Origin of the sequence: Acidovorax sp., from assembly GCF_034519795.1 — a bacterium.
Taxonomy (GTDB): domain Bacteria; phylum Pseudomonadota; class Gammaproteobacteria; order Burkholderiales; family Burkholderiaceae_C; genus Acidovorax.
This window is the reverse complement of sequence record NZ_JAXHOB010000027.1, coordinates 16432-36717: the sequence shown is the minus strand read 5'-3', so window position 1 is coordinate 36717 and position 20286 is coordinate 16432. Positions and strand designations below refer to the sequence as shown.

General features: G+C 69.1%; 14 protein-coding genes. 10 read left to right on the top strand and 4 right to left on the bottom strand.

Going from position 1 to position 20286, the window contains the following annotated elements:
• Positions 1 to 210: 210 nt before the first annotated feature.
• Entirely contained in the window at positions 211 to 1962 is a 1752-nt protein-coding gene (locus tag U5N23_RS27785; RefSeq protein ID WP_322595941.1) for a methyl-accepting chemotaxis protein, read from the top strand.
• A gap of 28 nt (positions 1963 to 1990) precedes the next feature.
• On the opposite strand, the gene U5N23_RS27780 is transcribed toward U5N23_RS27785, so the two are convergent.
• The gene (locus U5N23_RS27780; RefSeq protein WP_322595940.1) at positions 1991 to 2449 is read right to left on the bottom strand and encodes a RidA family protein; all 459 of its coding nucleotides are present in this window, start codon (positions 2447 to 2449) and stop codon (positions 1991 to 1993) included.
• Between the two features lie 153 nt (positions 2450 to 2602).
• Here U5N23_RS27780 and U5N23_RS27775 point away from each other — a divergent pair, with 153 nt between their 5' ends.
• The 3 genes from U5N23_RS27775 to U5N23_RS27765 all read left to right on the top strand — a co-directional run bounded on the left by U5N23_RS27775 (position 2603) and on the right by U5N23_RS27765 (position 7682).
• Positions 2603 to 5173: a DNA internalization-related competence protein ComEC/Rec2 gene (locus tag U5N23_RS27775; protein ID WP_322595939.1), complete on the top strand. Its 2571-nt coding sequence runs from the start codon at positions 2603 to 2605 to the stop codon at positions 5171 to 5173.
• Positions 5174 to 5265: 92 nt separating this feature from the next.
• A complete protein-coding gene (locus U5N23_RS27770) occupies positions 5266 to 6723 on the top strand; it encodes a circularly permuted type 2 ATP-grasp protein (RefSeq protein ID WP_322595938.1) in 1458 nt (485 codons plus the stop codon).
• On the top strand, positions 6723 to 7682 hold the full coding sequence (locus U5N23_RS27765; protein ID WP_057202295.1) for an alpha-E domain-containing protein: 960 nt from the start codon (positions 6723 to 6725) through the stop codon (positions 7680 to 7682). The genes U5N23_RS27770 and U5N23_RS27765 overlap by 1 nt, the downstream gene beginning before the upstream one ends.
• A 64-nt stretch (positions 7683 to 7746) precedes the next feature.
• On the opposite strand, the gene U5N23_RS27760 is transcribed toward U5N23_RS27765, so the two are convergent.
• On the bottom strand, positions 7747 to 9078 hold the full coding sequence (locus U5N23_RS27760; protein WP_322595937.1) for a PLP-dependent aminotransferase family protein: 1332 nt from the start codon (positions 9076 to 9078) through the stop codon (positions 7747 to 7749).
• A gap of 90 nt (positions 9079 to 9168) precedes the next feature.
• Here U5N23_RS27760 and U5N23_RS27755 point away from each other — a divergent pair, with 90 nt between their 5' ends.
• Positions 9169 to 9786 (top strand): DJ-1/PfpI family protein, encoded by a 618-nt coding sequence (locus U5N23_RS27755; RefSeq protein WP_322595936.1) that lies wholly within the window; start codon positions 9169 to 9171, stop codon positions 9784 to 9786.
• 13 nt (positions 9787 to 9799) lie between these two features.
• Here U5N23_RS27755 and U5N23_RS27750 read toward each other — a convergent pair whose 3' ends face one another.
• Entirely contained in the window at positions 9800 to 10090 is a 291-nt protein-coding gene (locus U5N23_RS27750; protein WP_322595935.1) for a VF530 family protein, read from the bottom strand.
• Between the two features lie 138 nt (positions 10091 to 10228).
• Positions 10229 to 11146: a LysR family transcriptional regulator gene (locus tag U5N23_RS27745; protein WP_322595934.1), complete on the bottom strand. Its 918-nt coding sequence runs from the start codon at positions 11144 to 11146 to the stop codon at positions 10229 to 10231.
• Between the two features lie 166 nt (positions 11147 to 11312).
• Between U5N23_RS27745 and U5N23_RS27740 the strand changes: the two genes are divergently transcribed.
• The 5 genes from U5N23_RS27740 to U5N23_RS27720 all read left to right on the top strand — a co-directional run bounded on the left by U5N23_RS27740 (position 11313) and on the right by U5N23_RS27720 (position 20258).
• Positions 11313 to 12194, top strand: a complete 882-nt coding sequence (locus tag U5N23_RS27740; protein ID WP_322595933.1) for an alpha/beta hydrolase — start codon at positions 11313 to 11315, stop codon at positions 12192 to 12194.
• 442 nt (positions 12195 to 12636) lie between these two features.
• On the top strand, positions 12637 to 13881 hold the full coding sequence (locus tag U5N23_RS27735; protein WP_322595932.1) for an efflux RND transporter periplasmic adaptor subunit: 1245 nt from the start codon (positions 12637 to 12639) through the stop codon (positions 13879 to 13881).
• A gap of 46 nt (positions 13882 to 13927) precedes the next feature.
• Positions 13928 to 17161, top strand: coding sequence for an efflux RND transporter permease subunit (locus U5N23_RS27730; RefSeq protein WP_322595931.1), 3234 nt, complete (start codon positions 13928 to 13930; stop codon positions 17159 to 17161).
• A 19-nt stretch (positions 17162 to 17180) separates the two neighbouring features.
• Positions 17181 to 18665 carry an efflux transporter outer membrane subunit gene (locus tag U5N23_RS27725; protein WP_322595930.1) on the top strand — a complete coding sequence of 495 codons (1485 nt, stop codon included), beginning with the start codon at positions 17181 to 17183 and terminating at the stop codon, positions 18663 to 18665.
• Positions 18666 to 18821: 156 nt separating this feature from the next.
• Entirely contained in the window at positions 18822 to 20258 is a 1437-nt protein-coding gene (locus U5N23_RS27720) for an NAD-dependent succinate-semialdehyde dehydrogenase (protein ID WP_322595929.1), read from the top strand.
• Positions 20259 to 20286 lie beyond the last annotated feature (28 nt).

The window sequence follows — 20286 nt, the reverse complement described above, 5'->3', positions numbered from 1 at the left end:
GCCGCGCGGCAGCCAGGAAGCCAGGAAGCCACCCACCCGGGTGGCTTCTTTTTTGGTGCATCGCAACATTCCACGGGTTGCTACGGATTGGACGAAATGCCAGAACGGGCGCACCATATGTAAAAAAGTGTCTGCCCTGGTGCCACTCCGGGTTTCGCCCCGGTGGTGGCGGGCAGGCCCGGCAAAGATCGACAACGACAGGAGACCATGATGTTCCAACGCATCCGCATTGCCCAGAAACTGTGGCTCGCAGTCATCTTCATTGTGGTCATGCTGGCCGGCGTGGTGGGCTTTTCGGCCTACCGCTCGGCCAAGGTGCAGGCCCAGGCCGACGCGGTCTCCCGCGAGATGCAGACCCGCGTGGGCGCCGCCATCCGCTGGACGGGACTTACCGAGACCAACGCGGCCCGCACGCAGGCCCTCATCGTGAGCAGCGACCCGGCAGTGGAGGCCGAGTTCAAGGACGTGATCACCGCCACCTCGGCGCAGATCTCCGAAGTGCAGAAGTCGCTCGAAGGCATGGCCCTGTCCGACGCGGACAAGGCGCAGATGGCCAAGATCGCCGACGCCCGCAAGGCCATGCTCGATCTGCGCGGCAAGGCCCGCCAGCTCAAGGCCGATGGCAAGGCCGAAGAGGCCGTCACCCTGATCAAGCAGACCTACAACCCGGCGGTGGCCGCCTACCTCAAGACCCTGCGTGACTTCGTGGAGTTGCAGCAAAGCACGGCCCAGACCCGGCTGGCCGAGATGACTGCATCGCGCATGCTCACGGTGAAAATAGCGGCGGCGGCGGTGGGCGTCCTGCTGCTGGCCATCGTCGCCGGGGCCTACTACCTGATCGGCCATATCCAGCGGCCCCTGGCGCAGGCCAACGACCTCGCGGCCAAGATCGCGGCCGGCGACCTGAGCGAGCAAGGCTCGGTCACGCGCGGCGACGAGTTCGGCGACCTGCTGCGCTCGCAGTATGCGATGAGCGATTCGCTCGGGCGCATGGTGCACCAGGTGCGCCAGAGCACCGACAGCATCGCCATTGCCAGCGCCGAGATCGCCACCGGCAACCACGACCTGTCGGCGCGCACCGAGCAGACCTCGAGCAACCTGCAGGAGACGGCAGCGGCCATGGAGCAGTTCACCAGCACCATCGCCCAGAGCGCGACCAGCGCCCGCCAGGCCAGCACCCTGGCCGCCAGCGCCACGGGCGTGGCCGAACGCGGCGGTGCGGTGGTGACCCAGGTGGTCTCCACCATGGAGGACATCAACCACAGCAGCAAGAAGATCTCGGACATCATCGGCACCATCGACGGCATTGCCTTCCAGACCAACATCCTGGCACTCAACGCGGCCGTGGAGGCGGCGCGTGCCGGCGAGCAGGGCCGGGGTTTTGCAGTGGTGGCCAGCGAGGTGCGCAGCCTGGCCCAGCGCAGCGCCGAGGCGGCCAAGGAGATCAAGGCGCTGATCAGCGCCTCGGTGGAAAAGGTGGAAACCGGCAGCCGCCTGGTGGCCGATGCGGGCACGACCATGACCGACATCGTGCGCTCGGTGCAGAGCGTGACCGACATGATCGGCGAGATCACCTCGGCATCGTCCGAGCAGAGCCTGGGCATCAACCAGGTCAACCAGGCCGTGGGCAACCTCGATCAGATGACGCAGCAGAACGCCGCCTTGGTGGAAGAGAGCGCCGCCGCCGCCCAGAGCCTGCGCGAGCAGGCCGAACACCTGGCGCAGGTGGTCTCGGTGTTCAAGGTCAACGGGGCTGCCTACGGCGGCGTGGCCCCGCCGATGCGTGCGGCGCACCCCCCCGCACCGCCGGCCAGACCGGCTGCCGTCAGCAAGGCCAGTGCGCCCCGCATTGCCCAGGCGGGCAACAAGCCGGCAGCCAAGGTTGCTGCAGCCCCGGCCAAGCCCGCGCCAGCGCGCTCGCCTGCGATGGCAGGCGCAGAGGAGGACTGGGAGTCGTTCTGACCAGCCTGTCAGCCGGTCAGCAAGTGCTTCAGGCCAGCTCTGCGATCAGTTCGATTTCCACGCAGGCTCCCATGGGGATCTGCGCCACACCGAAGGCGCTGCGCGCGTGCACGCCCTTGTCGCCGAACACCTGGCCGAACAGTTCGCTCGCGCCATTCGTCACCAGATGCTGTTCGGTGAAGTCGCCGGTCGAGTTCACGAGGCTCATCACCTTCACGATGCGCTTGATGCGGTTCAGGTCGCCGCCAGTGGCCGCATGCAGCGTGCCCAGCAGGTCCACGGCCACGGCGCGCGCAGCGTTCTTGCCTTCTTCGGTGCTGATGTTGTTGCCGAACTGGGCCACCCAGGGCTTGCCGTCCTTGCGCGCGATGTGGCCGGAGAGGAACACCAGGTTGCCGGTCTGCACGTAGGGCACATAGGCGGCAGCAGGCACCGACACCGGTGGCAGGCTGATGTTCAGTTCGGAAAGCTTGTCGTAAACGCTCATGGTCGTCGTCCTTGGTTGGAGGTGGTTGATCGGGCCCGCGGCAGTAGGTGGCGATGTTCACCGGGCCAGGCCAGGGCAGCATGCGAGTGTTACATACCCAGGCGCCCCGGTGGTGCGCGAAGGCCTGTTGCGCCCGCGGTTTAGCATGCGCGCATGCCCGAACCCCTTGCCAGCGTGCTAGCCACCTCCCCCGGTGCCCCGGTGTTGGCGGCGGTGCGCAGCCATGCGCCGGCCCAGTGGCGCCTGCCCGCGCTGCTGGCGGGCAGCCTGGTGGGGGCGGCACTGCAGCTGCAGCAGCCGGTGCTGTGGCACTGGCATGTCTATGCGCTGGTGTTGGCGTGCGCGGTCGCGCTGTGGGGCTTGTCGGGACTGCTGGTCCGGTCCGGCGGCAATGCCCGCCGCTGGCTGTGCCAACTGCTGGTGGCCTGTGCGGGTGCCAGCCTGCTCTTCGCCACCACCGGCCTGCGCGCCACGGTCTACCTGCAGGGTGCGCTGGACCCGGCACTGGAGGGGCAGAGCATCCGCGTCATCGGCACCATCGCTGCCATGCCGCAGGTCAACGAGGCGGGCGTGCGCCTGCGCCTGGATGTGGAATCGGCCTGGCTGCCCGGTGAGGGTGCGGGGTCGGCGCGCCAGCCCGTTCAGCTGCCCGGGCGCATGGACGTCTCCTGGTACGGCGGCTTTTTCTTCGGCGCCACCAGCGCCACCACCACCGTGCGGCCGCTGGAGCCGCAGCGCCGCCCGCCGGCCCTGCATGCGGGCGAGCGCTGGGAAATGACCATCCGCCCGCGCGCACCGCATGGCCTGAGCAACCCGCACGGCTTCGACTACGAGCTCTGGGCCTGGGAGCAGGGTGTGCAGGCGACAGGCACGGTGCGCACGGGGCCCAAGGACCTGGCGCCCGTGCGGCTGGCCAGCACCTGGCGGTACCCGGTGGAGCAGGCGCGCCAGTCCGTGCGCGATGCCATCCTGGCGCGCCTGGCGCCGGGCCTGGACCCCGACGACCCCGGCCGTGCACGCATGGCGGGCGTGGTGGCGGCCCTGGTCACGGGCGACCAGCGGGCGATCGACCGGGTCGACTGGGATGTGTTCCGGGCGACCGGCGTGGCACATCTGATGAGCATTTCCGGGCTCCACATCACGCTGTTTGCCTGGCTTGCTGCGCTGTTGGTGGGTGCCCTGTGGCGCCGCTCGCCGCGGCTGTGCCTGGCCGTGCCGGCACCCACGGCGGCGCTGGTGGCCGGGGTGCTGCTGGCGGCCGCCTATGCGCTGTTCAGCGGCTGGGGCGTGCCCGCGCAGCGCACGGTAACCATGCTGGCCACGGTGGCCCTGCTGCAGCTCTCGGGCCGCCGCTGGCCCTGGCCCCAGGTGTGGCTGCTGGCCTGCGCGGCCGTGGTCTGGGTGGATCCGTGGGCGCTGTACCAGGCGGGCTTCTGGCTGAGCTTCGTGGCGGTGGCCGTGCTGTTCGCCACCGACACCCGGGCCGTGGGCGGTGCGCCCCCCACGGGCAGGGTGCGCGTGCTGGCATTGCTGCGCGAGCAGTGGGTGGTCACGCTGGCGCTCACGCCGCTGTCCCTGCTGCTGTTCGGCCAGGTGTCGCTGGTGGGCTTTGTGGCCAATCTGGTGGCGATCCCCTGGGTCACGCTCGTCGTCACGCCGCTGGCACTGGGCGGGGTGCTCTGCGTGCCCTTGTGGAACCTGGCGCTGTGGAGCCTGCAGCCCCTGTCCGCGCTGCTGCAGTGGCTGGCCACCTGGCCCATGGCCGTGCTGTACCTGCCCGTGGCGCCGCTGTGGGCCGGCGCGGCGGCCCTGGCCGGTGGGCTGCTGCTGGCCATGCGCCTGCCATGGCGGCTGCGCCTGCTGGCCCTCCCCCTGCTGCTGCCGGTGCTGTGGTGGCAACCCGGTCGGCCCGCGCCCGGCCAGTTCGAGCTGCTGGCCGCCGACATCGGCCAGGGCAATGCGGTGCTGGTGCGCACGGCCAGCCACACCCTGCTGTACGACGCGGGCCCGCGCTTCAGCCTGGAGAGCGATGCCGGCCACCGCGTGCTGGTGCCGCTGCTGCGGGCCTTGGGCGAGCGGGTCGACGTGCTCATGCTCAGCCACCGCGATGCCGACCACACGGGGGGCGCCGCGGCCGTGCTGGCCCAGCAACCCGGTGCCAGGCTCACGGGCTCCATCGAGGCCGGGCACGAGCTGCAGGCGCTGCGCCCGGCCACGCCCTGCCTGGCGGGCCAGCGCTGGGAGTGGGATGGCGTGGCCTTCGAGGTGCTGCACCCCGCGCCCGGGGATGCGGGCGCGGCCGTGCGCGCCAACCACATCAGCTGCGTGCTGCGCATCGTGGCGGCCGGGGGGCAGGCCCCCGTGGCGCTGCTGGCCGGTGACATCGAGACCGGGCAGGAGCAGGCCCTGCTGGCGCGTGGCGTGCCGCTCAAGGCCGACGTACTGCTGGTGCCGCACCATGGCAGCAAGACCTCGTCCACCGGGGCCTTCCTGGATGCCGTGGCGCCGCGCACTGCTTTGGTGCAGGCGGGCTACCGCAACCGTTTTGGCCATCCGGCGCCCGAGGTGGTGGCGCGCTACCAGGAACGCGGCATCACCGTGGTGGAGTCGGCGCGCTGCGGGGCCGCCACCTGGTCATCGGCCTGGCCCGATGGCGTGGCCTGCCAGCGTGAATCCGGCCAGCGGTATTGGCAGCACAGCATGGTGCCAGCTTTGTCGCGCTGAGTCTTGAGGGCCGGTGATGGCACAGTGCCTTGGTAGGCCGATTCGGGAAACTGGGCGCACAACTTGCTATCCTGCAAGCAGGAGGCCAGTTCATGCAGAAATTTGATGAGATGTACGCCATGCTGCCTTTTGACGGCAGCGACGTGCGAGAACACTACAAGCGCTACGCGCAATGGCTGTCCAAACAGCCGGTGGACGTGATGCAGGCCCGCCGGGCCGAGGCGGAGATGATCTTTCGCCGCGTGGGGATCACCTTTGCCGTCTATGGCGCCAAGGACGAGGACGGTGCCGGCAACGAGCGCCTCATCCCCTTCGACCTGATACCCCGCATCATCCCCTCGCACGAGTGGGCCAGCATGCAGCAGGGCCTGGTGCAGCGGGTCACGGCGCTCAACCGCTTCATCCATGACGTCTACCACGGGCAGGACATCATCCGTGCCGGCATCGTGCCGGCCGATCTGGTGCTCAACAACGCCCAGTACCGCCCCGAAATGGCCGGTGTGCAGGTACCGCAGAACATCTATGCGCACATTGCCGGCATCGACATCGTGCGCGCCCCCAACGCCCAGGGCGAGGGCGAGTACTACGTGCTGGAGGACAACCTGCGCGTGCCCAGCGGCGTGAGCTACATGCTGGAAAACCGCAAGATGATGATGCGGCTGTTCCCCGATCTGTTCAGCATGCACAAGGTGGCGCCTGTGGCCCACTACCCCGACATGCTGCTCGAAACCCTGCGCGCCAGCGCCCCGGCCACGGCCGACGAGCCCACGGTGGTGGTGCTCACGCCGGGCATGCACAACAGCGCCTATTTCGAGCACGCCTTCCTCGCGCAGCAGATGGGTGTGGAACTGGTCGAAGGCCAGGACCTGGTGGTCAAGGACCGCTTCGTCTACATGCGCACCACGCGCGGCCTGCAGCGCGTGGACGTGATCTACCGCCGTGTGGACGACGATTTCCTCGACCCGCAGGTATTCCGCCGCACCTCCACGCTGGGCTGCGCGGGGCTGATGGAGGCCTACCGCGCAGGCAACGTGGGCATCTGCAACGCCGTGGGCACGGGCGTGGCCGACGACAAGTCGGTCTACCCCTACGTGCCCGAGATGATCCGCTTTTACCTGGGCCAGGAGCCCATCCTGAAGAACGTGCCCACCTGGATGTGCCGCAAGCAGGACGACCTGCAGTACGTGCTGGACCACCTGCACGAGCTGGTGGTCAAGGAGGTGCACGGCGCGGGCGGCTACGGCATGCTGATCGGCCCGGCCGCCACCAAGGCCGAGATCGAGGACTTCCGCCGCGCGCTGCTGGCCAACCCGGCCGGCTACATCGGCCAGCCCACGCTCAGCCTGTCGAGCTGCCCGACCTATGTGGAAAGCGGCATCGCCCCGCGCCACATCGACCTGCGCCCCTTCGTGCTCAGCGGGCGCGAGGTGCAGATGGTCGCCGGCGGCCTGACCCGCGTGGCCTTGCAGGAAGGCTCGCTGGTCGTCAATTCATCACAGGGCGGGGGCACCAAGGACACCTGGGTGCTCGGAGAAGGAGGGACCCCATAATGCTCAGCCGCACCGCCGACCACCTGTTCTGGATGTCCCGCTACACCGAGCGGGCAGAGAATACTGCGCGCATGCTCAATGTGAGCTACGAGACATCGCTGCTGCCCCAGTCCGCCGCCGTGGCGCAGGAGGGCTGGGAGGGCCTGCTGTCCATCAGCGAGCTGATCCCCGCCTACACGGCCAAGCATGGCGAAGTGACGCCCGAGCGCGTGCTGCACTTCATGGTGCGCGATGGCGAAAACCCCTCGTCCATCGTCTCCTGCCTGCGCGCTGCGCGCGAGAACGCCCGCGCCGTGCGCGGCGCGCTGACCACCGAGATCTGGGAGACGCAGAACCAGACCTGGCTGGAACTGCAGCGCCTGCTCAAGGGCGATGCCTACGAGCGCGATCCGGGCCAGTTCTTCGAATGGGTCAAGTACCGCTCGCACCTGTCGCGCGGCGTCACGCTGGGCACCATGCTGCAGGACGAGGCCTTCCACTTCCTGCGCATGGGCACCTTTCTCGAACGCTCGGACAACACCGCGCGCCTGCTGGACGTGAAGTTCCACGCGGTCAAGAAGGACTTCTTCGGCCGCGCCAGCGAGCGCAACCAGGAGAACGACTTCTACCACTGGAGCGCCATCCTGCGCAGCGTCTCGGCCTTCGAGGTCTACCGCAAGGTCTACCGCGACGTGATCACGCCGGGCCGTGTGGCAGACCTGTTGATCCTGCGCCGCGACATGCCGCGCTCGCTGCACGCCAGCATGCGCGAGGTGGTCGACAACCTGGCCGTGCTGGCCAACGACCATTCGTCCGAAACCCAGCGCCGCGCCGGCCGCCTGCTGGCCGACCTGCAGTACGGCCGCATCGACGAAATCCTGTCGACCGGGCTGCACGCCTTCCTCACGCAGTTCCTGGACCGCGTGAACGACCTGGGCGGCGGCATCAGCCGCAACTTCCTCGTCGCCAACGGGGACTGAGGAGCCTGCCCCCAGCCCCCATCGGGCTGGGGCCGGCGCCCCGCCAGGCAGTCACCTTCACCGTTCACGAAGAATCCTGCTCCACGGCTTGTCGCACCAGCGCCAGCGCGTGGGGCAGGTCCTCCAGCGCGACCGACCCGAGCGCTACGCGCAATGCCTGGGGCACGTGGGTCGTGGTGGCGAAGGCTTCGGCGGTGGAGACGGTCACGCCGCGCCGCAGCAGCGTGGCGGCGATGCGGTCGGCACGCTGGTCATCGCCGAGCGGCAGCCAGACGAAGTAGGAGTGCGGGTGGCGCACCAGCGGTAATCCGTGCAGTGCGCTGGTCACCAGGGCCTGGCGCTGCGCAGTGTCGGCGCGCTTCTCGGCCTCCAGCCGGGCCACGGTGCCGTCCTCGATCCAGGCGCAGGCCATGGCGGTGAGCACGCCGGCCGTGTTCCACGAGGTGGCGCGGATGGCGCGCTCCAGCGGCGCGATCAGCGCCGGCGCTGCCGCGACAAAGCCGAAGCGCAGGCCGGTGGCCACGTTCTTGGACAGGCTGGAGACATACACCGTGCGCTCCGGCGCGAGCGCAGCGATGGGCACCAGGGCGTCGCCTGCCAGGTAGGCGTAGGGCGCGTCCTCGATCACCAGCAGGTCGTGCTGGCGCGCAATCATGGCCAGCCGCCCACGCGAGCGCGCCGGCATCACGCAGCCCAGCGGGTTGTGCACGGTGGGCATGGTGTAGATGGCGCGCACGGGCCGGGCGTGGCACAGGCGCTGCAGGGCATCCAGGTCGGTGCCCTCCGGGCCGATGGGCACGGGCGCCAGGTCCAGCCGCAGGCGTTCGGCCAGCACGCGAAAGCCCGGGTAGGTGAGGGCATCCACGGCCACGATGTCGCCGGGGTTGAGCAGGCCCAGCGCCGCAATGGCCATGCCGTGCTGCGCGCCGTTGACGATGAGCACCTGCTCGCCGCTGACCTTGAGCAGCCGCGACTGCAGGTGCCGGGCCACGATGGCGCGCTCGTGCGGGCGCCCGCCATAGGGCTGGTAGTGCAGCAGCGATTCCAGGTCGCCCGATGCCGCCAGTTGGCGCAGGGCCTCGCGCAATTGCTCGGTCTGCCCGGGCACGCTGGGGTTGTTGAACGACAGGTCGATGGCGCTGGCCTGTGGCGCGGTGAGGTCGGCCCCCGGCCGCGGGTACGAGGGGTCGCGCACGAAGGTGCCGCGCCCGGTTTCGCCCACCACCAGGCCGATGGCCTCCAGCTCCGCATACACCCGGCTCGCCGTGCCCAGCGCCAGGCCGTGTCTGGCGGCCAGTTCGCGGTGCGTAGGCAGCCGGGAGGCGGGCCGCAGCCGGCCCGTGCGGATATCGGCCGCCAGTGCATCGACCACCTGCTTGTACCGGACGAGACCCATGGCAATCCCAAGCGTATCTATGACAATTCTTTGATTGTACTAAGTGCTTTGCCTACGATGGCGGCTCCATCCCCCCAACGGAACCCCTCCATGCGCATCGCCCTGCTGGCCTTCGACGGCTTCAATGAACTCGACTCCCTGATCGCCCTGGGCATCCTCAACCGGGTCAAACGCCCCGGCTGGGAGGTGGCGCTGGTCTGCCCGGCGGCCCGCGTGCGCTCCATGAACGGCATCGTGGTCGAGCCGCACCATGCCTCGCTGGCCTGGGCGCAGAGGGCCGATGCGGTATTGATCGGCAGCGGCATCAAGACGCGCGAGGTGGTGGAGGACGCGGCGCTGATGGGATCGATGCAGTTCGACCCCCGCCGCCAACTGCTGGGCGCCCAGTGTTCGGGCGCACTGGTGCTGGCAAAACTCGGGCTGCTCGATGGCGTGCCGGCCTGCACCGACCTGACCACCAAACCCTGGGTGCAGGCGGCGGGTGTCACGGTGCTCGACCAGCCGCTGTTTGCCCGTGGCAACATCGCCACGGCCGGGGGCTGCCTGGCATCGTCGTACCTGGCGGGCTGGGTGATTGCCCGCCTTGCGGGTGTGCAGGAGGCGGCCACGGCACTGCATTACTTCGCCCCGGTGGGCGAAAAAGAGGAGTACGTGGCCCGCGCCATGGGCCATATCGAGCGCTATCTGCCTGTGGCAGAGCCCGCCTGACGCCTGCCTGCGCTTACCCCTGCGCGTTGCGCCGCTGGTCGCGCAGCATGAACAGGTACAGGCTCTCGACCTTCTCGCGCGCCCAGGGCGTCTTGCGCAGGAACTTGAGGCTGGAGCCCACGCTTGGGTCGACCTGGAAGCAGCGCACCGGAATGCGCTGGCCCAGCTCGTCCCAGCCGAAGTAATCGGCCAGCCCCACCACCATGGCCTCCAGCGTCACGCCGTGCAACGGGTTGCGCGGCTGGACTGGCTTGGTCGGTGCGTTGTCCGGGTTATCGGGTGGCGGGGTCTCAGGGATGCTCATGGCCCCAAGCATACAGACTGCAGGCTCCCCAAACCGTGAAACGGGCATGCACCAGGCTAGCGCCACCGTGGAACTGGCTTTGCCAGGCCACGGGTGGCGTCCCCCTCAGGGGGATGACGCGAAGCGGCTCAGGGGGAGTCAAGTGGTGCGCTGCAGGTGCGAGTTGCGTTGCACCAGTTCGGCCGTCCAGTCCACGAAGGCGCGCACCTTGGCGCTCAGGTGGCGGTTGGGCGGGTAGACCACATAGATCGGCAGGAGCGCCTGCGTCCATTCGGGCAGCAGGCGCACCAGCGTGCCGTTCTCGAAGTGGCGCGTGGCCTGGAAGCTGGTGATCTGCCCGATGCCCAGGCCCGACACCACCGCCGTCACATAGGCATTCGTCTCGTTCACGCTGACCTGGTAGGGGCCGGTGATGTCCACCGACTCCTCGCCCTTGCGGAACTCCAGCGGGTAGTGGCGCCCGCTCTGGGGCGAGAAATAGACCACGATGGAGTGCTTTTCCTCGATCTCCAGCGGGTGCGCGGGCGTGCCTTGGCGCTCCAGGTACTCGGGCGAGGCCACGGTGATGAATTCCAGGTTGCCGATGCGCCGCGCCACCAGCGACTGGTCGGTCAGCTCGCCGCCGCGGATCACGCAGTCCACGTTGTCGCTGATCAGGTCCACCATGCGGTCGCTCACGCCCAGGTCCACCTGGATGTCGGGGTAGCGCGCATGGAACTCGGCCAGGTTGGGCAGGATGAGCAACTGCGCCATCGAGGTGCCCACATCCACGCGCAGGCGTCCGCGCGGGTTGGAGCGGGCGTTGGTCATGCTCGCCTCGATGTCATCGAGGTCGGTGAGCAGGCGGATGGTGCGCTCGTAGTAGGCGGCGCCGTCCGCCGTCACCGTGACGCGGCGCGTGGTGCGGTTGAGCAGCTTCACGCGCAGGCGCTCCTCCAGCGCCTGCACATGCTTGGTGACCGTGGCCTTGGGCAGGCTCAGTGAGTCCGCTGCCCTCGTGAACGTGCCGGCCTCCACCACCCGCACGAATATGCGCATGGCCTGTATCTGGTCCATGGGCTCTCCTTGTACTTGCACCCACCAGTGGGTGCAGGGTAATTCTCACACGCGGCCTGCGCTCGATTGTTGAGCTTTTGGAAACAGTGCAGTGGTGTTTGGCCTGTTTATCCGAAAGTCGCAAGGTACTACATTTCATCCATCGTCAATCCAATGGGTCCATGCCATGCAGCCCGATCGCTCGTCCCCCACATCGTCGCCTAGCCGTGCCGGAGCCTCCTCCAAGGCCCCTGGCGCCGCAGTGGGCGCCCCCCAGCGCGCCGACGCCACCATTGAGGTGGCCAAGGGCGAAGAGGTCGCGGTGCGCGTCTACGGCCGCAAGCTGCCCGGCAAGCCTTCGCCGCTGGTGGTGCACTTCCACGGTGGCGCCTTCACCACGGGTGACCTGGATACCGGCTGCACCGTGGCCGACCTGCTCGAACGCGCCGGCGCCGTGGTGGTGTCGGTGGCCTACCCGCTCACGCCGTTTCCCCAGCCCGTCAACACCGGCTACGGCGTGCTGCAGTGGGCCTTCCGCAACCGCGTCAAACTCGGCGGGCAGGGCGCGCAGATCTACCTGGCCGGTGAAGAGGCCGGTGGCAACCTGGCCGCAGCCGTCTCGGTGATGGCGCGCGACCAGTCGCACCCGCCGCTGGCCGGGCAGATTTTGCTGTCGCCCATGCTCGACCCCTGCGTGGGCACGGCCTCGGTGCGCGAAGCCACGGGCGATGCCACCGGCTGCAAGTGGACCGAGGGCTGGCGCAACTTCCTGCGCTGCCCGCGCGACGCCGAACACCCCTACGCCGTTCCCGCCACCGCGCACCGCCTGGCCGGCCTGCCGTCCACGCTGGTGATGGTGGGCGACACCGACCCCATGCACGATGAGGCGCTGGCCTATGCCGCGCGCCTCGAATCCGCCGGCCTGCTGGTGCGGCGCCATGTGTTTCCCAAAGCCGGTGAGATGCCCGAAGCCCTGGAGTCGGGGCTGCGCGAATGCCCCTGCGCCGAAGGCGCGCTGGTGCAGATCCGGCAGTTTTTCGAGGACACCCGATGTCCGGCCCCCACCTGAGACCCCAGGGTTCGTAGGATGTGGTTGACCTCAACTTAGCTTGAGGTTCGATACTCCCGCCACCCCACTTACCGAGCGAAGCGCTCACCCCGAAATTTCCGGCCATTGGCACCGGCGGGGAGAGGCTTTGCCCACGACTGGCCAGGAGCCAGTGCAGGTGCCGTCTGCGAGCGGTACGGACCGGCTGTTGCCCGCATTTTTTGCGGATCTGTTTTTTGCCCATTTCAATGACACGGAGGAATCACACATGAACGTCATCCACCTGCAGGCCGCTGCATCCGGGAGCACTGCCACTGCCGACACCCAGGCCGCCACCGCACGCCGCCGGTGTTGACCTTGCCACCGTGTCATTGCCCAGACTTCGTTTGCATCCATTCCACCCGATCTTGAAAACCGCAACGGGGCGTGTTCCACGAGAACTGCCCCGCCACTGAAAGTGACCATGAACTTCCATCTTCCTTTCCCCAAGCGCCCTCTGGGCCTGGCCACGCTGGCCACCGCCGTCACCGCCGTGGTGGCTTCGTCCGTGCTGGTGTTCCAGTCTCCTTCCGCACAGGCCACTGCCGGCGCCGCACAGCCCCAGGCCGTGCCTGTCTCCGTGGCCTCCGTGCTGCAGCAGGACATTTCCCTGTGGGACGAGTTCTCGGGCCGGCTCGAAGCCGTGCAGCGCGTGGACATCCGCCCGCGCGTTGCGGGCGCGGTGCAGGCCGTGCACTTCCGTGAAGGCTCGCTGGTCAAGCAGGGCGACCTGCTGATCACCGTGGACCCCGCTCCTTATGCCGCCGAGGTGGACCGCGCCGACGCGCAGGTCGCTGCAGCGCAGGCCCGCGTCTCCTACACCCGCAGCGAGCTGGAGCGCGCCACGCGCCTGCTGCAGGAAAGCGCCATTGCCCAGCGCGAACACGACGAGCGCCAGAACGCCCAGCGCGAGGCCGACGCCAACCTGCGTGCCGCCCAGGCCGCCCTGCAGGCCGCGCGCCTGAACCTCGGCTACACCCAGGTGCGCGCCCCCGTGGCGGGCCGCGTGGGCCGCATCGAAGTCACCGTGGGCAACCTGGTGGCCTCGGGCGCCGGTGCGCCGGTGCTGACCACGCTGGTCTCGGTGAGCCCGATCTACGCGAGCTTCGATTCCGACGAGCAGATCGTGGTCAAGGCCCTGCAGGACCTCAAGTCCGGCACCAGTGCCCGCGCCCTGATCGAGCGCATCCCCGTGCAGATGGGCACCGGCACCTCGGGCGGCACGCCCCATGCGGGCAAGCTGCAGCTCATCGACAACCAGGTCGATGCCAAGAGCGGCACGGTGCGCGTGCGCGCCGTGTTCGACAACGCTGATGGCGACCTCATCCCCGGCCAGTTCGCACGCATCCGCATGGGCCAGGCGCGCAGCTCGCAGGCCATCCTGATCAACGAGCGCGCCGTGGGCACGGACCAGAACAAGAAGTTCGTGCTGGTGGTGGGCGAGGGCAACAAGGCCGAGTACCGCGAGGTCACGCTGGGCGCACCCGTCGAGGGCCTGCGCGTGGTCACCTCGGGCCTGAAGGCCGGCGAAACCATCATCGTCAACGGCCTGCAGCGCGTGCGCCCCGGCGCCGTCGTCGCCCCGCAGTCCGTCCCCATGACCGCCAAGGCCGAAATCCCTGCTGCCGACCGCAAGGAAGCCCGCGCCGCCAAGTCGCCTGCCGCATGAACGGGCGCCCGCCTGAACGCCACGCCCGCATGCTGAAAGACCTGCCATGAATCTCTCCCGCTTCTTCATCGACCGCCCCATCTTCGCCGGGGTGCTGTCGGTGCTCATCTTCCTCGGGGGGCTGATCGCGCTGCGCAGCCTGCCGATCTCCGAGTACCCCGAGGTGGCCCCGCCCTCGGTGGTGGTGCGCGCCCAGTACCCGGGCGCCAACCCCAAGGTCATCGCCGAAACCGTGGCCACGCCGCTGGAGGAATCCATCAACGGCGTGGAAGGCATGCTCTACATGGGCAGCCAGGCCACGACCGACGGCGTGATGACGCTGACCGTGACCTTCGCCCTGGGCACCGACCCCGACAAGGCCCAGCAGCTGGTGCAGAACCGCGTCTCGCAGGCCGAACCGCGCCTGCCCGAGGAAGTGCGCCGCCTGGGCGTCACCACGGTCAAGAGCGCGCCCGACCTGACCATGGTCGTGCACATGGTCTCGCCCAACGGCCGCTACGACATCGACTACCTGCGCAACTACGCCGTGCTCAACGTCAAGGACCGCCTCGCGCGCATCCAGGGCGTGGGCCAGGTGCAGATCTTCGGCGGCGGCGACTACTCCATGCGCGTCTGGCTCGACCCGCAGAAGGTCGCGCAGCGCGGCCTCTCGGCCAGCGACGTGGTGTCCGCCATCCGCGGCCAGAACGTGCAGGCCGCCGCCGGTGTGGTGGGCGCATCGCCCGGCCTGCCCGGCGTGGACCTGCAGCTGTCCATCAACGCGCAAGGGCGCCTGCAGACCGAGGACGACTTCGGCGACATCATCGTCAAGACCGGTGCCGATGGTGCGGTGACGCGCCTGCGCGACATCGCCCGCCTGGAGCTGGGCGCGGCGGATTACTCGCTGCGTTCGCTGCTCAACAACGACCCGGCCGTCGGCATGGGCGTGTTCCAGGCGCCGGGCTCCAATGCCCTGGACATCTCGGCCAACGTGCGCAAGACCATGGACGAGCTGCAGAAGAACATGCCCGAAGGCGTGGAGTTCCGCATCGCCTACGACCCCACGCAGTTCGTGCGTGCCTCCATCAAGTCCGTGATCCAGACCCTGCTCGAAGCCATCGCGCTGGTGGTGGTGGTGGTGATCCTGTTCCTGCAGACCTGGCGCGCCTCCATCATCCCGCTGCTGGCCGTGCCGGTGTCGGTGGTGGGCACCTTCGCCGTGCTGCACCTGCTGGGCTTTTCGATCAACGCGCTGAGCCTGTTCGGCCTGGTGCTGGCCATCGGCATCGTGGTGGACGATGCCATCGTGGTGGTGGAGAACGTGGAGCGCAACATCGAGGCCGGCCTGAGCCCGCGCGAGGCGACCTACCGCGCCATGCGCGAAGTCTCCGGCCCCATCATCGCCATCGCGCTGGTGCTGGTGGCGGTGTTCGTGCCGCTGGCCTTCATCAGCGGGCTCACGGGGCAGTTCTACAAGCAGTTCGCGGTCACCATCGCGATCTCCACGGTGATCTCGGCCATCAACTCGCTGACCCTGTCGCCCGCGCTCAGCGCACTGCTGCTCAAGGGCCACAACGAGCCCAAGGACGCGCTCACGCGCGGCATGGACAAGGTGCTGGGCGGTGTGTTCCGCGGCTTCAACCGCGTGTTCCACCGCGGCTCCGAGGCCTACAGCGGCGGCGTCAAGCGCGTCATCGGCCGCAAGGCGCTGATGCTGGTGGTCTACCTGGCGCTGGTGGGCGTGACCTTCGGCCTGTTCAAGCTGGTCCCGAGCGGCTTCGTGCCCGCACAGGACAAGCAGTACCTGATCGGCTTTGCGCAGCTGCCCGACGGCGCCACGCTGGACCGCACCGAGGACGTGATCCGCCGCATGGGCGACATCATGAAGAAGAACCCCAACGTGGAGGACGCCATCGCCTTCCCCGGCCTGTCGATCAACGGCTTCACCAACAGCTCGAACTCCGGCATCGTCTTCGCCACGCTCAAGCCCTTTGCCGAGCGCACGCGCGCCGACCAGAGCGGCGGTGCCGTGGCCGGCCAGCTGAACCAGTCGTTCGGCGAGATCCAGGAAGCCTTCATCGCCATGTTCCCGCCGCCACCGGTGGCGGGCCTGGGCACAACTGGCGGCTTCAAGCTGCAGATCGAGGACCGCGCGTCGCTGGGCTATGAGGCCATGGATTCGGCCGTGAAGGCCTTCATGGCCAAGGCCTACCAGACGCCCGAGCTGGCCGGCCTGTTCACCAGCTGGCAGGTCAATGTGCCGCAGCTGTACGCGAACATCGACCGCACCAAGGCGCGCCAGCTGGGCGTGCCCGTGACGGACATCTTCGAGACGCTGCAGATCTACCTGGGCAGCCTGTACGCCAACGACTTCAACCAGTTCGGCCGCACCTACAGCGTGCGCGTGCAGGCCGATGCGGCCTTCCGTGCCCGCAGCGACGACGTGGGCCTGCTCAAGGTGCGCTCCACCTCGGGTGAGATGGTGCCGCTGTCGGCGCTGATGAAGCTCGAGCCGAGCTTCGGCCCCGAGCGTGCGATGCGCTACAACGGCTTCCTGGCCGCCGACGTGAACGGTCAGCCTGCACCCGGCTTCTCGTCGGGCCAGGCGCAGGACGCCATCGAGCGCATTGCCGCCGAAACGCTGCCCAAGGGCATCAGCTTCGAGTGGACCGAGCTGACCTACCAGGAAATCCTGGCCGGCAACTCCGCCGTGCTGGTGTTCCCCATCGCCATCCTGCTGGTGTTCCTGGTGCTGGCCGCGCAGTACGAAAGCCTGACCCTGCCGATCGCCATCATCCTGATCGTGCCCATGGGCCTCTTGGCCGCCATGACTGGCGTGTGGCTCAGCAACGGGGACAACAACGTGTTCACGCAGATCGGGCTCATCGTGCTGGTGGGGCTATCGGCGAAGAACGCGATCCTGATCGTGGAGTTCGCCCGCGAGCTGGAGTTTGCCGGGCGCACACCGGTGCAGGCCGCCATCGAGGCCAGCCGCCTGCGGCTGCGCCCCATCCTGATGACCTCGCTGGCCTTCGTGATGGGCGTGCTGCCCCTGGTGCTGTCCACCGGCGCCGGTGCCGAAATGCGCAGCGCCATGGGCGTGGCGGTGTTCGCCGGGATGATCGGCGTGACGGCCTTCGGCCTGTTCCTCACACCCGTGTTCTACGTCGTGCTGCGCCGCCTGGCGGGCAACCGCCCCCTGCAGCAGCACGGCAGCCATGTGGCGCCACTGACGGATGCCTCCGGCCCCGGCGCCGTGGCCCACCCCATATTGGCTGCACCGCGCGGCCATGACGAATGAGCGCAAAGGAGTCTTTGCAATGATTGCCAATACGATGTTTTCCGATCCTTCCCTGACCGTGCGGCGCGTGGCGCGCCTGGCGCCGCTGGTCGCGGCCCTGGTGCTGGCCGGCTGCATGGGCACGCCCATCGCGTCGCAGCCCGAGCATGCCGGCGTGGCCGTGCCCAAGAGCTTCAGCGTGGCCGATGGCGCACCCGCCTGGACCACCGCAGCCCCCGCCGAGGCACAGCCGCGCGGCGAGTGGTGGCTGGGTTTCCAGGACCCGGTGCTCAGCAGCCTGGTCGAGCGCGCCGCCAGCGGCAATACCAGCATCCAGGAAGCTGCGGCCCGCCTGGCCGAGGCCCGCTCGCTGCTGCGCTCGGCCGACGCGGCGCGCGCTCCGCAGGTGGGTGCATCGGCCGGTGCCAGCCGCCAGGCCGGTGCCGGCACCACGGGCAGCACCGATGCGTCCACGCTGACCTCGGTGGGGCTCAATGTGTCGTACGAGCTCGACCTGTTCGGGCGCCTGTCCAAGGCCAGCGATGCCGCGCGCCTGGATGCCCAGGCCCGCGATGCGCTGCTGCAGAGCACGCGGTTGCTGGTACAGGCCGACGTGGCGCAGACCTACCTGCAGCTGCGCTCGGTGCAGGCCGAACAGGTGCTGCTGCAGGGCAGCCTGTCGGCCTACCGCGACACGCTGCGCCTGACGCAGCGGCGCTTTCAGGCCGGTGACGTGGCCGAGCTCGATGTGGCGCGCGTGCAGACCGAGGTGGCGGCCACCGAGTCCGAGGCCCTGGCCCTGGAGCGCCAGCAGGCGCTGCTGTCCAACGCCCTGGCGGTGCTCGTGGGCGACGTGGCCACCGGTTTTGCCGTAGCCCCGGCGGGCAGCGATGCGGCCTTGCCGGTGATACCCGCCGGTGTGCCCGGCACGGTGCTGGCGCGCCGGCCCGACGTGTCGGCCGCGCAGGCCTCGGTGCTGGCAGCCCAGGCGCGCGTGGGCGTGGCCCAGGCGGCCTGGTTCCCGGCCATCACGCTCACCGGCAATGCCGGCCAGGCCTCGCCCGAGCTCGGTGACCTGTTCAAGTGGTCGGCCCGCTCCTGGGGTATCGGTGCGCTGCTGTCGCTGCCGATCTTCGACGGCGGCCAGCGCAAGGCGCAGGAAGAGGGCGCCCGCGCCCGGCTGGAAGCCGCCATGGCGGCCCACCGCGGCCAGGTACTCATCGCCTTTCGCGAGGTGGAAGACCAGTTGAGCGCGCTGCGCCTGCTGGCCGGCCAGTCCGAGGCACAAAGCCGCGCCGTCCAATCGGCCGTGCGCGCCACGCAGCTGTCGGACTCGCGCTACCGCAACGGCCTGGTGAGCCAGCTCGAACTGCTGGACGCGCGCCGCAGCGAGCTGCGCAACCGCCGCCAGGCCCTGCAGGTGCGCACCGCGCAGTACACCGCCACCGTGGGTCTGATCCGCGCGCTGGGCGGCGGCTGGGGCGATGGCCAGGGCGCGGCCCTGGCGCAGGCGCCTGCCCGCTGAGCGCGGGTTGTCGCGGGCGGGCTTGACAGGGCTTTTCCGGGCTGCCCGCCCCGGCCTGCGGCAAGGGGCCTATAGTGCCGGGTGCCGCCATGCGACCGATGGGTCGGCGACATGGCTTTCCACCCCCCTTTTCCCCTTGCACGCAGGAGACTTCGCATGAGCTACCCCGATACCCGCCTCTTCATCGCCGGCCAGTGGCAGGACGCCGCCGACGGCAAGACCATCGCCGTGCACAACCCCGCCACCGGCAAGGAAATCGGCCGCGTGGCCCATGCCGGCAAGGCCGACCTGGACCGGGCACTCGAAGCCGCCCAGAAGGGCTTCGAAGCCTGGCGCGACATCCCCGCTGCAGACCGCGCCAAGACCATGCGCCGCGCCGCCGTGCTGATGCGCGAGCGCGCCGACGCGATCGCCGCCATCATGGTGCAGGAGCAGGGCAAGCCCCTGGCCGAGGCCAAGGTCGAGACCATGGCGTCTGCCGACATCATCGAATGGTTCGCCGACGAATCCCTGCGCGTCTACGGCCGCATCGTGCCGTCGCGCAACCTCAAGGCCCAGCAACTGGTCATCAAGGACCCCGTGGGCCCCGTGGCGGCCTTCACGCCCTGGAATTTCCCGATCAACCAGGTGGTGCGCAAGCTCGCGGCGGCGCTGTCGGCCGGCTGCTCCATCCTCGTCAAGGCGCCTGAGGAAACCCCGGCCAGCCCGGCCGAGCTGATCCGCGCCTTCGCCGATGCCGGCGTGCCCGCCGGCACCGTGGGCCTGGTCTATGGCGATCCGGCCGAGATCTCCAACTACCTGATCCCGCACCCCATCATCCGCAAGGTCACCTTCACCGGCTCCACGCCCGTGGGCAAGCAGCTCGCGGCCCTGGCCGGCAAGCACATGAAGCGCGTGACCATGGAGCTCGGCGGCCACGCCCCCGTGATCGTCGCCGAGGACGCCGACGTGGCCCTGGCCATCAAGGCCGCCGGTGGCGCCAAGTTCCGCAACGCGGGCCAGGTCTGCATCTCGCCCACGCGCTTCCTGGTGCACGAAAGCATCCGCGCCGAGTTCGTGGCCGCGCTCACCAGCCACGCCCAGGGCCTGAAGGTCGGCGACGGCCTGGTCCAGGGCACGCAGATGGGCCCGCTGGCCAACCCGCGCCGCATCACCGCCATGGCCGACCTGCTGGCCGACGCCGTGCAGCAGGGCGCCCACCTGTCCGCCGGCGGTGAGCGCATCGGCAGCGAAGGCAACTTCTTCCAGCCCACGGTGCTCAACGACGTGCCGCTGTCGGCCCGCATCTTCAACGAAGAGCCCTTCGGCCCCGTGGCCGCCGTGCGCGGTTTCGAGAAGATCGAGGACGCCATCGCCGAGGCCAACCGCCTGCCTTTCGGCCTGGCCGGCTACGCCTTCACGCGCTCGCTCAAGAATGCCCACCTGCTGTCCCAGCGCCTGGAAGTGGGCATGCTATGGATCAACCAGGCGGCGGCCCCCGCAGCCGAGCTGCCATTCGGCGGTTTGAAGGACTCGGGCTACGGCTCCGAAGGCGGCTCCGAGGCCGTCGAGGCGCACCTGAACACGCGCCTGGTCTCGATCATGAATGTCTGATGGCGCTGTGATCGCCCTTGCAGTCCTC

Coding starts and splice junctions, on each gene's coding strand:
- U5N23_RS27785 (WP_322595941.1), top strand. CDS start 211: ATGTTCCAACGCATCCGCATTGCCCAGAAACTGTGGCTCGCAGTCATC.
- U5N23_RS27780 (WP_322595940.1), bottom strand. CDS start 2,449: ATGAGCGTTTACGACAAGCTTTCCGAACTGAACATCAGCCTGCCACCG.
- U5N23_RS27775 (WP_322595939.1), top strand. CDS start 2,603: ATGCCCGAACCCCTTGCCAGCGTGCTAGCCACCTCCCCCGGTGCCCCG.
- U5N23_RS27770 (WP_322595938.1), top strand. CDS start 5,266: ATGCAGAAATTTGATGAGATGTACGCCATGCTGCCTTTTGACGGCAGC.
- U5N23_RS27765 (WP_057202295.1), top strand. CDS start 6,723: ATGCTCAGCCGCACCGCCGACCACCTGTTCTGGATGTCCCGCTACACC.
- U5N23_RS27760 (WP_322595937.1), bottom strand. CDS start 9,078: ATGGGTCTCGTCCGGTACAAGCAGGTGGTCGATGCACTGGCGGCCGAT.
- U5N23_RS27755 (WP_322595936.1), top strand. CDS start 9,169: ATGCGCATCGCCCTGCTGGCCTTCGACGGCTTCAATGAACTCGACTCC.
- U5N23_RS27750 (WP_322595935.1), bottom strand. CDS start 10,090: ATGAGCATCCCTGAGACCCCGCCACCCGATAACCCGGACAACGCACCG.
- U5N23_RS27745 (WP_322595934.1), bottom strand. CDS start 11,146: ATGGACCAGATACAGGCCATGCGCATATTCGTGCGGGTGGTGGAGGCC.
- U5N23_RS27740 (WP_322595933.1), top strand. CDS start 11,313: ATGCAGCCCGATCGCTCGTCCCCCACATCGTCGCCTAGCCGTGCCGGA.
- U5N23_RS27735 (WP_322595932.1), top strand. CDS start 12,637: ATGAACTTCCATCTTCCTTTCCCCAAGCGCCCTCTGGGCCTGGCCACG.
- U5N23_RS27730 (WP_322595931.1), top strand. CDS start 13,928: ATGAATCTCTCCCGCTTCTTCATCGACCGCCCCATCTTCGCCGGGGTG.
- U5N23_RS27725 (WP_322595930.1), top strand. CDS start 17,181: ATGATTGCCAATACGATGTTTTCCGATCCTTCCCTGACCGTGCGGCGC.
- U5N23_RS27720 (WP_322595929.1), top strand. CDS start 18,822: ATGAGCTACCCCGATACCCGCCTCTTCATCGCCGGCCAGTGGCAGGAC.